This is a genomic window from Puia sp., from assembly GCF_035546395.1.
In the GTDB taxonomy this organism is placed as follows: domain Bacteria; phylum Bacteroidota; class Bacteroidia; order Chitinophagales; family Chitinophagaceae; genus Puia.
This window is the reverse complement of the sequence record NZ_DASZXR010000015.1, coordinates 256,381-272,381: the sequence shown is the minus strand read 5'-3', so window position 1 is coordinate 272,381 and position 16,001 is coordinate 256,381. Positions and strand designations below refer to the sequence as shown.

Here is a 16,001-nt window from a genome sequence, read left to right as displayed (position 1 = left end):
GGTACAATTATTCCGAAACAGCGCCTATAAGGCTGAACGGTATTTCCTTAACATTGTGCGAATCGCCACCGACAAAAAGGCGGAATTCACCGGGTTCATAGATGTGCTGCAGCCGATCGTTATAAAAGCGAAGTTTTTCGACATCGATGGTAAAATTTACCCTCTTCGATTCTCCCGCTTTCAAAAATACGGGCTCAAAACCTTTTAGCTCTTTTACCGGTCGCACGACGCTGCCCACGAGATCGCGGATATACCATTGTACTGTCTCGCGACCGTCAACTCCTCCGGCATTGGTGACCGTAATGGTGGCCGTTAGCGAACCGCCGGCATGGAAGGAGGGTGCGCTGAGCCGAAGATCGCTATACACGAACCGGCTATAACTGAGTCCAAAGCCGAAAGGATATCGGGGATCGTTGGGAAGATCGGTATAGGCCGAGACATAATTGACGTCGGAGTCGTTCTTCGCCGGGCGGCCCGTCGAAAAATGATTATAATAAATGGGGATCTGGCCCTCCGTCCGCGGAAAGCTGATCGGCAGTTTCCCCGAGGGATTGTAATCCCCGAATAATACATCTGCGATGGCCTTCCCCGCCTCGGTGCCCAGCCACCAGGTGTACAAAATGGCGTTGGCATGATCGGCCGTATAATTGAACACGGTCGGCCGGCCTGCGCTGATCAAGACGACTACAGGTTTGCCGGTTGCTACGATCGCGCTGACAAGTTCTTCCTGTACGCCGGGAAGATGGATGCTGCTACGGCTCTTGGCCTCGCCGGTCATGTCCGGCGCCTCACCGATATTCATGACCACGACATCCGCCTGCCTGGCGACCTCGACCGCTTCCGCAAAACCGGCCGTCGAGGTGTCGGTGATGCCGCAACCCCGGGCATACAAAAGCCGGGTTCCGTTACCCACCTTACTCTGGATGCCGGTCCAGGGCGAAATGATGCGTGCGGAATCGTCGGCCCACGTGTAAGACCAGAAACCCAGGTTCTCCCGAACCGACTTCATAAGTGGCCCGATAAGCGCAATGGTCTTTGTCTGTTTGGACAACGGGAGCAGCTGACGATCGTTTTTAAGCAGGACAATACTTTTCCGGGCCATGTCCTCGCTGATGGCCAGGTTGTCCGGGTTGTTCCACTGCTGCCGCTCGCGCTGAACATCGCAAAAACGGAAAGGATCGTCGAACAGACCCAGCTCGAATTTTTTGGTCAGGATGCGGCGTACCGCTTCGTCGATCAGTTCCGCTTTTACCTTTCCTTCGCGGACCAGCGCGGCCAGGCTGGTGATATAACTCCGGCTTTCCATATCCATATCGCAGCCCGCCGTGACTGCGGCCAATGCGGCTTCCTTATTATCTTTTACGTAGCCGTGGGGGATCATCTCCCCTACGCTGCCCCAGTCGCTGACGACAAAACCCGTGAACTTCCATTTTCCTTTCAGGACCTCGCGCTGCAAATAGGCATTACCTGTCGCGGGGATGCCGTTTAGGTCGTTGAAGGAATTCATAAAGGTGGCGGCCCCGGCGTCTGCGGCGGCTCTGAAGGGCGGCAGGTAGATCTCCCAGAGAGTGCGCAGGCTCATGTCGACGGAATTATAGTCTCTTCCCCCGATAGCGGCGCCATAGGCGGCAAAATGCTTGGCGCAGGCCATGACGGCATCGACATCGCCCAGCTTCTTTCCCTGGAACCCCATCACCCGGGCCCTGGCGATACAGGAGCCGAGATAGGGATCTTCGCCGGCGCCTTCCATCACGCGCCCCCAGCGGGGGTCCCGGGCGATGTCGACCATGGGGGCAAAGGTCCAGTGAACGCCCGCCGCCGCGGCTTCCTTTCCGGCTACGCGGGCCGCGCGCTGGATCGCCTCCAGGTCCCAGGAAGCGGCCTCCGCCAACGGGATGGGAAAGGTGGTCCGATAGCCGTGTATGATGTCCTGGCCAAAGAGCAGTGGGATCTTCAGCCGGGATTGCATCGCCATCTCCTGTAGCTGCCGCGTGTGTTCCACGCCGGTGACATTGAGCATCGAGCCGAGCCGGCCGCGCCGGATCTGGTCCTGTTTGTCGCCGTCCTTCGTGATCGGACCAGTCGCCTCCCAGTCCCCGTTGTACTGATTCATCTGCCCGATCTTCTCGTCGAGGGTCATCAGCTTCAACACCGAATCGACGCGTTGGGAAATGCTTTTCTTTTGCGCTCCGGCGATGCCCGGGATAAGGGCGCTGACAAGGAGCCCTGCACAAATAGTTCTTTTCATATTATTTAGTCCAGTTAACCTTCGCCGACCTGACATCGCGGCTGTTGCCGCCGACCATGATCACAAAATCCCCCGACTCCCAGTCATACTTTAGATCTGCATTGTAGAACTTCAGGTCGGCCGGTTTGATCACAAAACTGACCTTCCTCGATTCGCCGGCCTTCAGATCGATCTTCTGAAAGCCCTTCAGCTCGCTTACCGGGCGGGTGATGCTGCCAACGAGGTCCCGGATATACAACTGCACCACTTCTTTCCCATCCACCGGCCCGTCATTGGTCACTGTGACCGTGGCGGTCAGCGGCTGATCGCCTTTCATGCTCGCGCTGCTAAGACTCAGATCGCTATAGCTGAAATGGGTATAGCTGAGCCCATAGCCGAAAGGATAGACGGGATCATTGGAAACGTCGAGATAGTTGGACCGGAATTTCTGGAACCAGGCGCCTTCGAGCGGGCGGCCGGTATTCTTATGATTGTAATACAACGGCACCTGCCCGACATTCTGCGGCCAGGTAGTCGTCAGCTTCCCGGAAGGGTTCACCTTGCCGAAAAGCACATCGGCAATGGCGTGACCGGCTTCGGAGCCGCCGAACCATACATTCAAAATGGCCGGCGTGGCATCATTCTCCCATTTGATGGTCAGGGGCCGGCCGGTGAACAACACCAGCACGACCGGCTTTCCCGTAGCAAGCAGCGCCTTCAACAGGTCCTGCTGCGCCTCGGGAATACCGATATTACTGCGGCTGCTGGATTCGCCGCTCATCTCGGCGGACTCGCCAAGAGCCGCAACGACGACATCGGCCTGGTTGGCGGCACTGACGGCGTCCTGGATGATCTCCGCAGCAGGGCGATGATCGCGGTGCAGGTTCTTGCCGAACATGCCCGCCCGTTGTTCAAAAAGACTATCATAGTCGAGGTTGGAACCCTGTGCATAGATGATCTTCGTTCCTTCGCCGGCCACATCCTTCAATCCCTGAAGGACTGAGATGGACTTCTCGAAATTCGCGGCCACGCTCCAGGTGCCGGGCATATTCTCTTTGTTATCGGCCAGCGGACCAACGAGGGCGATGGTTCCACCTTTTTTCAGGGGCAGTATATTCCCCTTGTTCTTCAACAGCACGAAGCAGTCGGCAGCGATCTGCCGGGCCGTATTGCGGTTGGCATCGGTAAAGATCTCCGTCGACGCCCGGTGTTCGTCGCAGTATTTATAAGGATCGGCAAAAAGACCCAGCCGATACTTTGCTTCGAGGACACGGCGGCAGGCCTGGTCGATTTCTGCCTGTGTGACCTTGCCCGCTTGCAGCGACTTCTTCAGGGTGGTAAGAAACCCTTCGCTGACCATGTCCATATCGATACCTGCCTTCAATGCCAGCGCCGAAACGGTTTGCAGGTCGCCGAGGCCATGAGGGGTCAGCTCCATGATACCGGTGTAGTCGGTGACGACAAAACCTTTGAATCCCCAGCGCTTGCGCAGCACGTCGGTCATCAGCCAGCGGTTGGCCGTAGCAGGAACGCCGTTGACGTCATTGAAGGAGGCCATAACGCTTCCGACGCCGGCGTCGACTGCCGCCTGGTAAGGCGGCAGATATTCATTGAACATCCGCACCGGGCTCATATCCGTGGTATTGTAATCACGGCCGGCTTCGGCGGCGCCATAAAGGGCATAGTGCTTGACACAGGCCATGATATCCGACTTCCCGGAGAGATCGCCCTGGTAACCCCTGACCATCGCCTTTGCGATCTGTGATCCCAGGTAGGCATCCTCGCCATTGCCTTCGGCGATTCGCCCCCAACGGGGATCCCGGGCGATATCGACCATCGGCGAAAAGGTCCAGCAGATGCCGTCGGCGCTGGCTTCCGTAGCGGCAACCCTGGCGCTCTTCTCTACTTCGGCCATATCCCAGCTGCAGCTAAGACCCAGGGGAATGGGGAACACCGTCTCATACCCGTGGATCACATCCATGCCGAAGATCAGCGGGATCTTCAGCCGGCTCTTTTCAACGGCGATCCGCTGCACTTCTTTGATCTTGGCGACGGATTTGATGTTGAACAATCCGCCCACAAGACCCTGTTCAATTTTTTTCGCGATGTCGGAATTGCCCGCCTGGCCCGTTGTGATATCGCCGGCGCCGGGTAGATTGAGTTGACCGATCTTTTCATCCAGCGTCATCCTGCCCATCAGGGCCGTGACAAAGGAATTCATCTTTGCATCCGGAGTAACCTGGGACCGGACGGCGACGCCGATAAGGAGACAGACAAGAAATGTCATTGCTGCTTTCATATGTTAGTTGACTTTTAATATCGTTGTTCTCGGGGAGATGCCGTTCTCGTTGATCGCCTCGATGGAAAAATAATAGGGTTTCTGACTGTCCATGACCTTGAACCAATATTCATTGGAACCGTAGACCATGATGCTGTTGTACAATTTGTCCGGCGCAGTGCCATAATACAGGTGATACGCATAGGCATCCTCCGCCGGCCGCCACTTGATCCAGGCGCTGCGTTTGTCCTTTTCGGTGCGCAGAACGATGAGGTCTTTCACGGTCGCCGGTTTCGCACCATCCCCATTGCCGAATACCCTCAGCCCGCTGATGGCGAATTTACCCGAAGGCATGTGGCGGTTCTCGAGTTTTATAAATCTCGTGCGGACCGGACGGGGCAGTTCGACATAGTCATGCGGCACATCCGTCCGGTTCTTACTCTTGTCCATCAGCACCGTCCATTTCTTTCCGTCTTCCGAGGCATACAGAATATATTGATGATAGATATCCGTCCGCTTTCCCAGGAAGGTCGCATCCTGGTCGGCATAATTGATCTGGATGGCGTTGACGGTAGCCATTTTTCCCAGATCGGTCTGTATCCATTCGCCCGGCTCGCCGGTAGCGGCGCTCCAGTAGGTTTTGATGCTCTCATCCACGGCATTGTTGGCAGTGTATTCTCCGAGTGTACTCGACACCTGCACCGGCTTGTTGTAGTTGAGCAGCATCCAGCCGGTGAACTCGCCGCTGGGAAGGTAATGCGGGTAGTCCCCATAGCTGGTGTTGCAATACATCACGTCATCCTTGTCAAAGCCGGCCGGCCAGAAACCGATGCGGCGCTCGAAGTTGTTCTTTACGCCGATGACCATGGTGCTGACATGCCAATATTTTCCGTCGGGCGCCTGGAACGTGGCGCCGTGTCCCGCCCCACGGGCAAAGCCGCCCGCCTTGAAGGAAAGCGGATCGGACTGCGGCGTCCACTGGTTGCCCAGGGGATGATCGCCGACCACCACTCCGTCTGCATACCCGCTGAACTCCGTGCCCGGTGCGCCGTACTGAAGATAATATTTGCCGTTGTGCTTCGTCATCCAGGACCCTTCGATAAAGGGATCGAGGAAGGTATTGTCGTAATATTCGCCAAACCGCTGCCAGCCATACCGCCAGTCTTCGAGCTTGTAGGTTTCCTGCCGGGTGCCGATCGGTTTGAACGTCGCGCGGTCCAGCTCGATGCCGTACAGGGGAAAGGCGTTGCTGCTGCCATTGTACATATAAAACCGGCCGTCGTCGTCTGTGAAAAAAGCAGGGTCCCAGCCGCCGATGTCAAAGGAGTCGACCAGCGGCTTCCATTGATCACCCTTGGGATCGGTGCTCATCCAGATGGTGAAATTGCGGGTATAGGTTGACCCAAAGACGATCATCGTATCTCCCAGAATTCCCACCGCAGGCGCGCAAAGCTCATCATAACCCTTGTTCCAGGGGCGGAGGAATTTGCGGGAAATAAAATGCCAGTCGAGCAGGTCATGGCTCCACCAATAGCCCCATTGATTGGTGCTGAAAAGATAGTAGTCGTTCTTATACGTAACGATCACGGGGTCTGCTGTCGCCCGGTGCCGGCCCCACTCGCTGAAATTGGGGATGGGCGTGTACCCATAGTCGATGTTAACCGGGTTGCAGTAGGTCTTTTGCTGGGAACGGACATGAAAAGCGGAAAGGACAACAAGGAACAAAAGAATGCGATGCTTCATATAAGTTATTTAAGTGCCTCGTCTTTGTCTTTTTCGAGGAACCCGGACGATTCCTGTACGCCGCTGGTCTCCCACTCCATCAGGGCCTCGTCGGGTACGACCTTTACGGGCGTGGTATGCGATCCATTGGGTTCATTGTAGCCGATATTGTGCTGGCGGTTGTAACAGGAGATCAGCGACCACCGCGCTTTATCGGAAAGATTGGCCTCGCTCCTGTGCAGCAGGTTGGGGTGGAAGAACAGGGCATCGCCCGGCTCGAGCTCGACGTAGATCAGCGGCATGGTCTTCAGCGCGAGATCGACATAATGTTGCGCCGCGCCGACCTGCTCGCCGGCAAAACCGTGTTCGATGCGGCCCATCTTGTGCGAACCTTTTATCACCTGCAAGCAGCCGTTCTGTTTGTTGGCCCTGGTGATGGCCACCATGATAGAGATCATCTCGTCGGGGAAGAGGAATTCATTCTTATACCAGTAGCCATAGTCCTGGTGCCATTCCCAGGCGCCGCCGACCCTTGGCTCTTTCTGCATCAGCTTGCTGTGAAAGTGACAAACGGCGGAATCCCCGTCGAGCAGGGCGCCGGCGGTGTCGACCATCCGTTTGCTGCGGGTAAGCAGCCCATAGGCATCGTCGCCCGGGTTGTACCAGAGCGTGAGCCTGGTCTTCTTGCCGGTTTGGTCGTTCAGATCGAAGGCGTGCTTCCGCAGTAGGTCATCGCCGGTGGCGATGGCATATAGTTTCTCAATTTCAGCGGGCGCCAGGAAATTCCTGACGATCAGGTAGCCGTCCCGCTGGTAGTCGGCCTGCTGTTGCCGGGTCAATTGAAAGGTTGTCATATGGCTAATTTTTTATTTGAGGGGAAGAGAATCCTAAGTTACGCAATCCCCGTTGCACATCCGGGATCCGCATGAACAGGTTCCAGATGAGCTTGCTCCGGTAGTTCTCGATCATGACGACGATGGGCCCCTGGTCGATCGCCAGGTGGGTCTTCGCGTACCAGTTGTGCGACTCGCTGAAACCATCGGCGAAGCCATAGGGCCCCCAGATCCTGGGGCCGAGATCGTAGTAAAAATGCTTCAGTGCCTGCATACTGTATTCCGGCGTATAGGGAAATGACGACAAGGCGGCAGTAGGTTGTATCACCCCACGATCATCTTGCGGACAATGGGCGACATAGCCTTTCCAGCTATCCCCGGCTGTAAGTCCCCAGCAATCGGCGCCATAACCCTTGAATTTCTTTGGGTTGTCGATACAGTAAGCGCGGTTGATCAGCGTATGATTGCGGGTCTGTTCCGCATAGTCGATGCCCTGGTCGTCCCGCAGTCCATCAGGATCGATCCCCATAAAGGTGTACTGTTCGAAGAAGAGCGGGCCGCCATACTCGAAATTGCCCAGCGGCAGCTTGATGCCATAATACTCCTTCCCATTCCGCCAGGACGCACTGCCCACCCAGGAGTGCATGTACAGTTCTTTGGAAATGGGATGGTTGGGCGAGGCCGCCGATAGGATGTACGTGATCAGGGCCTCGTCCCAGCCAAAGACCGGGAAGTTCATATCGAAGTCATTGTCGGGACTCCAGTGCCAGTACAGATGTTTATCCTCTCCCTTACTATGCCAGTTCCAGTCAGCGACCGACCACATGGCCGTGACCCGGTTCCGGAAATACTTTTCCAGCGGCGTGTCACCGTTGAAATATTCGCGGGCGCAGAGCAGGCCCATCATCAGGTAGGAGGTCTCGACGATATCGGCCCCGTCATCCAGCCGGCCGAAGGGGATGGTTTTGCCGGTAGCGCCATTCATAAAATGCGGGTAGATGCCATGGTAACAATCGGCCTTTGTCAGGAAGTCAGCGATCTTCACCAGCCGCCGCAGCGCGGTATCCCGGCCGATCCAATGGCGTTGTACCGCGACGATGGTCGAGAGAACGCCCATCCCCGTACCGCCGATGGCGCATGCTTCCGGGCCAAAGGTATGTTTGCTGAAGTTGGGTTCCCCGTCCGCCTCGTTGATATAGTCCCAATAGTATTCCGCCTTTACGGTATTGTCCCGCTCACGGGCAAGCCCGCTGACGGGATGGGCGTAGTCCCAAAAGAACCGGAACGTCTGCCGCTGGACAACATCGAGCAGCGCGGAATCGGAGAGCCCTTTGATAATGCCCACGGGTGCAATAGTGGATTGTGCTTCCGCGGAGATGCTGCAAAAAAGAGCGATAGCTGCAAAACTGTGTTTCATACTAATTATTTGATCCAGGGACTTTGGAAGTCCAGTTTTTTCAATCCGCCCTGTATTTCGGGACAGCTCATGAACAGGCGCCAAAGAAGACCGCTGCGATAGTTCTCGATCATCGCCACGATCGGCCCTTCATCGATAGCCAGGTAAGAATCGGCGTACCATCCTTTGGTTTCGTTAAAGGCGTCCACAAACCCATACTTGCTCCAGATCTTGTCGCCAAGGTCATCATAGAAATGACGGAGAGCCTTCATCGACTTGTCCGGCGCATAGGGAAAGGCCGAGAGGGCAGCGGAGGGCGTGATCGTCCCCCAATCATTCGTGGGAGAAAAGGCGTTGTAGCCGTCATAGGTATCGCTGGCCGTCAGTCCCCAGCAGTTCGCGCCATAGCCCTTGAACTTCTTTGGGTTGTCGACGCAGTAGGCATAGTTGATCAGCGTGTGATGCTGGTTCTGCTCCCAGTAGTCGGCATACCGGTCCCTGAGGCCGCGCGGGTCGAGGCCGAGAAAGGAATATTGGGAGAAGAACAGCGGGCCCCCAAAGTCAAAGCCAAGCGGAAGGACGTATCCATAGAAGGTCTTGCCGTTCTTAAAGAAATCACTCTGTACCCAGCCGCGGTGATAGACCGCCGCAGATACGGGATAGTGCTGCCCCGAAGCTGCCAGCACGTATAGAATGAGGCATTCGTTAAAGCCGCGGACGGGAAAGTTCATCGCCCAGCCGTTGTTCGGGCTCCAGTGCCAGTAGAGCACTTCCTGGCCGTTGCGGGTGAACCAGCTCCATTCGATATCGTTCCACATCCAGTTGATGCGTTCGCGCAGGCTGCGTTCGACCGGGTCGTCGCCGTTGAAGTATTGACGTGCGCAGAGCAGGCCCTGGAAGAGATAGGAGGTCTCTACCAGGTCGGCGCCGTCGTCTTTCCGGCTGAAGGGGATCGTCCTGCCCGTCGCCCCGTCCATCCAGTGGGGAAAGACCCCGTGATAAGAATTCGCCTTTAGCAGGAAGTTGACCATTTTCAAAAGGAACTTCGCGGCCGTGTCGCGGCCGATGTATTTCCGGTCCGTCGCGGCGATCACCGCCATTACACCAAATCCTGTACCCCCCGTCGTGACTACCTCGTCACCGGTGTTGAAGGTATGATTGCTGCGCTCGCGCGCCATCCCGCTCACCGGGTGCGCGAAGTCCCAGAAATACCGGAAGGTTTGCCGCTCGGTGAGATCGAGCAGGGCGCTGTCGCTGAGATCTTTGGGGCGCGGGGTCTGCGCCCCGGCGGTGGTCGCGATCAAACAGGTGATAAAAAGAAGAAGCGTTCTCATCGTTGTTAGTGTGAAAGGTGGAAGAAAAGCAGGCTATCGTTGTTTCGGGCGACAACCATTACATCCCTGCCGGCGATATGCATCCATTTAAGGTCCCGCAGTTCCCCTGGCGCCTCCGGCACGATCGGGCCCGGCGCAAAGACCGATTTGTTGCGGTCGAAAGAGAACAGCGTCGGCATCAGCGCGTCGTATCTTCCTTCGTATGGCGTCGTTCCATAGAAATTGCCGCCGGCGATATACCCGTTTTTTGCGGGCGCGAAGGAGAAGACCGGCGCCTGCTGCAGCTCGTCGGGCAGATCGATTCGTGTGAATCCACCCTTGCCATCGTTCAGGAAACAGGAAGAGCTGAGCGTCTCGGCCTTTGCCTCCACGGGATCTTTGAACAGATCGTAAAACATATACTGCACCGTCTTACCCGCCACTTCGCCATAGGTGAGATAGGCCTTCTTCAGCACCGGGATGGCCTGTTCCAGCTCATCCTTCGGCAGGAAAGGATATTCCTGCCCATCGATAGTGTAGCAGAGCACCTGCTCGACGCGACCGTTGAAATCGAAATCCTTTACATACAGTTTCACCGGGCCGTTCTTGCCGGCCCAGAGTTTGGAGTTGTGCCCCCAGTTGCCCGCCAGCAGATCGGGATAGCCATCGCCATTGACATCCGTCGCATAAAGCGACTGCCAGATGCCCGTGGACGCGGGAATGTCTTTCTCCGTGAATTTGCCATGGTCGTTCATAAAGACCTTTACCCCCATCCACTCTCCCGTGACGACGAGGTCCGGCCAGCCGTCCTTGTTGAGGTCGGTAAAGGCGGCGGCCGTAACGATCCCAAGCTGGAGCAGGTTGATCGTCTTGTTGTCGGCATAGCTGAAGTTCCCTTTGCCGTCATTGATATATAGATAGGACTGCATGGGAAGGCCAAATTTCTGCTGGTCGGCCAGGATGCCTACGAACACGTCCATATCACCGTCGTGATCGATATCGGCAACGGTGATACAGGATTTGGTCCAGAGATGCTGAGGAAGGTTGGTTGGAGAGAGTTTGAAATGCCCTTTGCCGTCGTTCAGCAAAAGCCGGTCGGTATTGGCGATCCCGTTGGCCGGCATCTCGTTTCCGCCGCCGACGATCCAAAGATCGGGATAGCCATCCCCATTGGCGTCGAAGAAGGCGGCATCCACATCCTCACAGGTGACGAAGCGACTGAACAGCGCCGTGTCCGACCGGCGGAAGCTTCCATCCGGCTGCTGGATCATCAGCGCACCGGGGTGGAACTTGGCCCCGCAGACATAGAAGTCCTCCCGTCCGTCCTTGTTCACGTCGGCTATGGCGATCTTGGGTCCCCGGGTGCTTTCCTTATGCGGGATCAGGCGTTGATAGGAAAAATCATTGAAATCATTTTCGACATGCTTCCAGTCACACCTGACCACGTCTTTGGTAAACGGCGGCTCCTGCGGCGGGAAAAAGGCTTCATAGCGGAAGGAGTCCACTGCGTTCTTTTGCAGCACGGTAAGCGGCTTGCCGGGCTGCACGCTTTTTAGCAGCTGATACTTCTGGTTTGGCCAGACGATCAGGACGCTGTCGATGCGATGACAGGTGTCCAGCCCGAAATGGAGCCGCGGTTCGACGGCGGATTGGAAGCCGCGGGTGAGCATCAACTGTTCGTATTGCATCTTCCCATTGGCGAATACCCAGGCCTTGGCGCCGATGCCGAATTTATTCATCCCCTCGCCCTTGCAGTCAATGGTGAGCTGGGCTTTTTGCGGGGCGTTGTTCTTAAAAATGAACGCCGTCGAGTTGAGAGGATTGACGATAAGGTCGAGATTGCCGTCGTTGTCCAGGTCGGCATAGGCCGCGCCATTGTAAAAACCTTTTTTATCGCTGATCCCCCAATCCGCGCCGATATTCTGGAAGCTGCCCTTACCGTTGCCCCTATACATATAGCAGTAAGAGCTCCCTTCGGGCATTTTGGCCACCGTCATCTCGTCGTATTCGTCGGAAGCATTCCGGTTCACCTTTGCGGCCAGGTCGGAGACGAAACGGACATAGTCCAGGTCTACCGGCCGCTTTACGATGCCGCTGGAAATGAAGAGATCCTTGTTGCCGTCGTTATCGAAGTCGGCGAAAAGGGGCGACCAGCTCCAGTCTGTCGCCGATACGCCCGCCATCAGTGCGATATCGCTAAAGCTTTTTCCGCCGCCGTTGTTTTGTTGCAGGCAGTTCCGGGACACCTGGTTCTGGTATCCATGTTGAATGATCTTCAGGTTATAGATGTCGGTGTGCTCGTCACTCCCGTAGGTCTTGAGCGTCTTCTCATCGGGCGGCAGCATGTCCACGGTGACGATATCCGGCTGGCCGTCGTTGTTATAATCGGCAATATCATTGCCCATGCTGAACCGGGAATAGTGCCCGAAGTGTTTCGCGCCGCTTTCGGTGAAATGGCCGTTCCCGTCGTTGATATAGTAGTAGTCGTTCTCATGGAAATCGTTCCCGATATAGATATCCTCCCATCCATCGTTGTTGAGATCGGCTACCGAGATCCCGAGGCCATAGCACAGACTGCTTTGGTAGATACCCGCCTCGGCGGAGACATCGGTGAACTTGCCCGTGGTAGCGATATCGTTCCGGTACAGGCGGCCGCCGGCATTGGGATCGAATTTTCGGCGGGCGGACGTGTCCACGATATTCTGGTAGGGATGATGCGACTGGTTGAGCACATAGCAGTCCAGGTCGCCGTCATGGTCATAGTCGAAGAACACGGCCTGGGTGGACCAGGCGGCCAATCCGAGACCGTATTTCTCTGCGCTTTCCGTGAAGGTGCCGTTTCCGTTATTAATGAAAAGCTCGTTGCGGCCGTGAAGATCATGTTCCCCTTGTACCGCACAGACATAGATATCGAGCAGCCCGTCGCCGTTGACATCCGCCATGGTGGCGCCGGTGCACCAGTCCGAGGTCCCGGCGACTCCGGCCTTTTCGGTGATGTCCTCGAACTGGAAACTCCCCTTGTTCAGGTAGAGCTTGTTGCCGCCCTTGCTGTTGGCCGTGAAATAGATATCGGGCAGGCCGTCATTGTTGATGTCGCCGACGGCCACGCCGCCGCCATTATAATAATATAGATAATACAGGATGCCGAAGGCCTTTCTGGGCTTCAGGTCATTCCTGAATTCGATATGGGTGTCGGAAGAAGCGAGCCGCTGGAAGGTGGTTCGGTTTTGGGTGCAGGCACTCAATAGGATGATCCCCATCAATGCTATGAATTTGACAAATCTCATTTTGGCCTGGTTTTATTCAGGAAAGCCTTGGTCGCGTTCGGGTAGATGCTGATGAAATGCGTGCGCATCGTCGCCGCGGTCGGAATATCCTGGCCCTGCAAAAGGACCATGATGGATCGAGACCGCTCTTCGGGCATATGACAATCAATGCAATTGGTCTTTATCGCCGCCCCTACCCTGTCCTTTGCCTTGCAAAAGTTGCCGTGCTGTTCGTTGTGGCAGTTCATGCAGCGTTGAGAGAAGAGCGCCTTCTTCCCCGTCTCGTTTTCGTGAGGGCTGTGGCAGCTCAGACAGGTCATTTGACTGTTTTGAAAACATTTGCTGGCCGCCAGCTTGCCATATTGGTTACCGTGTACGTCCAGCTCGGCGGCACTCTTTGCCGTAGTGTCGATCGAGAAGAAATCCGCCAGCCTGTCGCCCGCCTGGAAATGGAAGGAGGGCTTTGATTTGGCCAACCTTCCCCCATGACAGAGCCGGCACAGGTCGAGACTCCGGGCGCGGGTGAAGCTCTTCGGGTCGATGATAAAATGCGCGGTCTTTTCAGTCGGGTTTTGTTGATGAAAGGCCACGTGCCGGGCGGCAGGCCCATGGCATTTTTCACAGTCCACGCCATAGACGATATCGCTGTGTGAGAAGTCTTCGGGTTCGACGTTTGGCGCGGAGGTAACATGGAAATACGTGCTATGGCATTCCAGGCAACGGGAGGTGGCCGGCCGGCGGAAGATGACCCGGTTGGAAAACCCGGGACTATTCGTCCATTGGTGCAATTCGGTAAAATAAGTCAATGGCAACTGCAAGAGTTTATCGCGGTACCAGTATAGAAACGTCTCTCCCCTTTTGCCGGAGCCTACGGTGATGTCCAGCGGGGCGCGGGTTTGCTCGGCGCCGTTGACATATTCCACCTGCCAGGTGAGGCCGTCCCGTCTTTCGACCGCAAGATACACGTTGGGGTTAAAATAAAATCGGTTTTGAGGCGGTTCGACGGGGCCGGGGATATTGCCCGGGGCCGACCGGCGAGACGTAAGGTAATGAGCTGTCTTGAGATGTTCCCGGTAGATATCGCGGTGGCAATTGGCGCACGACGCCGAGCCGGCGAATTGGGAATACCGGCTGGAGTCTGTCTCTGTCTTCTTCGCTGAAATCTGCTTCTGCTGATTGTCGACGCAGGTAACGAAGCCGCCCGCGCAAAGCAGTAATCCTAAAATGATCGCTAAACTATATCGACGCTGTCTTAACATACTCCAATGTTTCGGAAAAATAAACCTTCACCGAAGGAGGGTGAAGGTTTACTTTTTTTATCCGGCGAAACGATTAGTAGTTCGGATTTTGCTTCAGCACCCCGTTCGAGATATCGATGGCGGGTTGGGGGATCGGGTAGAATTGATTGCGGGCCTGGTAGCCGAGCGGCTGAAGAACGGTCGGAGCATCGATACCGTCCGAAGCCGGCGTCCAGCGAACCAGGTCGTAGAAGCGGTAGCCTTCCATTGCGAATTCCCAAAGCCGCTCTTTCTTGATGGCCGTGCGCATCTGCGCCTGGTTGACGAAGGCGATATGGGGAAGGATGGTCCGGGTCAGGCCCAGGTTGCCGCTGGCGCGGTTGCGGATCGTTTCCAGTGCGCTTTCAGCCGTGGCGCCGTCGCCAAGCTCGTTGGAAGCTTCGGCCAGCATCAGGTATACATCCGCATAGCGCAGGATGCGGTGATCGATCCAGGGCGCTCCGCCGCTGCCGCCGACAAACCCGGTGGCTTGACGCTGCGCGGGGTCGTTGCCGGTATAGAGCTTCTTGTTCCAGTATTTCTCTGCCAGGCCGGTGGTACCCAGCGGGTCGCTGTAAGGCGCCAGCGTTGCGCCCCAGCCGCCTTGTGCCGAACCGCCGTCGGACTGACCGGAATACAGGATGGTCATATTCTTTCTAGGGTCGGTATTATCCCACATCGCAACCAGCGTGTCGGTGGGTACGTTCCAACCCCAGCCGAGGTTCCAGGTAAGCGGCGCCCCGTCCTGCCGCACCTGCTGTGATGTACCCCAGCCGTCCTGGCCCTGGTTCTGCGAGCTGATGGACTGGGCATTGACCCCGGCGTACGCATTCATTTCAAAGATGGACTCCGAACTGTTCTTTCCCTGGCCGAATACGCCATCCTTCCAGATATCGTAGAAGTTGGGCAGCAGGCTATACTGGCCGGAATTGATCACCGTGTTACAAAGCGAGACCACCTTGCCCCAGTTCTTGTTCGGGCGGAACATGTAGGTTTGGGCCCAGAGAGTGTTTGCGGCGCCCTGTGTTAACCGGCCGGCGTAGTTGCTTCCATATTCGCTGGCGGAGAGGGGCAGGTATCTCGAGGCGGTGTCCAGGTCGGCGTCGATCTGGGCATAGAGGGAATCGATGGTGGACTTCGGCCGGATCCCGTCTGCCGGGTTGACAAAGTAATAGTTGATCAACGGTACCTGGCCATAGGCCTTGACCAGTTCGAAGAACGAGTAGGCGCGGAAGAAATGCGCCTCTCCAAGTTCACGCAAGGTTGCCGGGTCGGTCAGCTTCAGCGAGTCACCGATATGGATCTCCGCATTCGCCAGGTTGATCATGGTATAGTGATCATTCCAGTAAGTGTCGGTGGCCCAGTCATCCTTCGTGTACTGGAAGGTCTCGAATTCGGCGATGACCTCCTTACCGTCATTGGCGTCGCTGCCCTTTGCGGCATCGTCACCCCGGATGCTATGCATGTCTATCCACGGCAGCGAGGAGAAACCGGCATAGGTTCTGAGCGTATAGTACAGGCCAAGGCTTTGGGCTTCCAGCGTACCTTGCGCCGCCTGTACGTCCTGGAGCGTGGCCTGCAACGGCTTCCTGTCCAGGAATTTTTTACAGGAGAAGGAGGTCACGATCAGTATGCCTGATGCGATCATCCCAAATAGTTTCGTGCTCTGTTTCATATCAAAAATGATTT

9 protein-coding genes are annotated in these 16,001 nt (G+C 56.3%); all 9 read right to left on the bottom strand.

Annotation, left to right across the window (positions count from 1 at the left end):
• Positions 1–7 precede the first annotated feature (7 nt).
• The gene (locus VHE34_RS19080) at positions 8–2,248 is read right to left on the bottom strand and encodes a glycoside hydrolase family 3 N-terminal domain-containing protein (RefSeq protein WP_325590540.1); all 2,241 of its coding nucleotides are present in this window, start codon (positions 2,246–2,248) and stop codon (positions 8–10) included.
• Between the two features lies 1 nt (position 2,249).
• Positions 2,250–4,526, bottom strand: a complete 2,277-nt coding sequence (bglX, locus tag VHE34_RS19075; protein ID WP_325590538.1) for a beta-glucosidase BglX — start codon at positions 4,524–4,526, stop codon at positions 2,250–2,252.
• A gap of 3 nt (positions 4,527–4,529) precedes the next feature.
• Complete coding sequence (locus VHE34_RS19070) at positions 4,530–6,248, bottom strand: family 43 glycosylhydrolase (protein ID WP_325590535.1); 1,719 nt, start codon at positions 6,246–6,248, stop codon at positions 4,530–4,532.
• A 5-nt stretch (positions 6,249–6,253) separates the two neighbouring features.
• Complete coding sequence (locus VHE34_RS19065; protein WP_325590533.1) at positions 6,254–7,081, bottom strand: phytanoyl-CoA dioxygenase family protein; 828 nt, start codon at positions 7,079–7,081, stop codon at positions 6,254–6,256.
• Positions 7,082–7,085: 4 nt separating this feature from the next.
• Positions 7,086–8,477: a glucoamylase family protein gene (locus VHE34_RS19060; RefSeq protein ID WP_325590530.1), complete on the bottom strand. Its 1,392-nt coding sequence runs from the start codon at positions 8,475–8,477 to the stop codon at positions 7,086–7,088.
• A gap of 5 nt (positions 8,478–8,482) precedes the next feature.
• Positions 8,483–9,790, bottom strand: a complete 1,308-nt coding sequence (locus VHE34_RS19055; RefSeq protein ID WP_325590528.1) for a glucoamylase family protein — start codon at positions 9,788–9,790, stop codon at positions 8,483–8,485.
• A 5-nt stretch (positions 9,791–9,795) separates the two neighbouring features.
• Complete coding sequence (locus tag VHE34_RS19050; RefSeq protein ID WP_325590526.1) at positions 9,796–13,056, bottom strand: VCBS repeat-containing protein; 3,261 nt, start codon at positions 13,054–13,056, stop codon at positions 9,796–9,798.
• Positions 13,053–14,294, bottom strand: a complete 1,242-nt coding sequence (locus VHE34_RS19045) for a multiheme c-type cytochrome (protein ID WP_325590524.1) — start codon at positions 14,292–14,294, stop codon at positions 13,053–13,055. Before VHE34_RS19045 ends, VHE34_RS19050 begins: the two co-directional genes overlap by 4 nt.
• A gap of 73 nt (positions 14,295–14,367) precedes the next feature.
• A complete protein-coding gene (locus tag VHE34_RS19040) occupies positions 14,368–15,987 on the bottom strand; it encodes a RagB/SusD family nutrient uptake outer membrane protein (protein WP_325590521.1) in 1,620 nt (539 codons plus the stop codon).
• Positions 15,988–16,001: the final 14 nt, after the last annotated feature.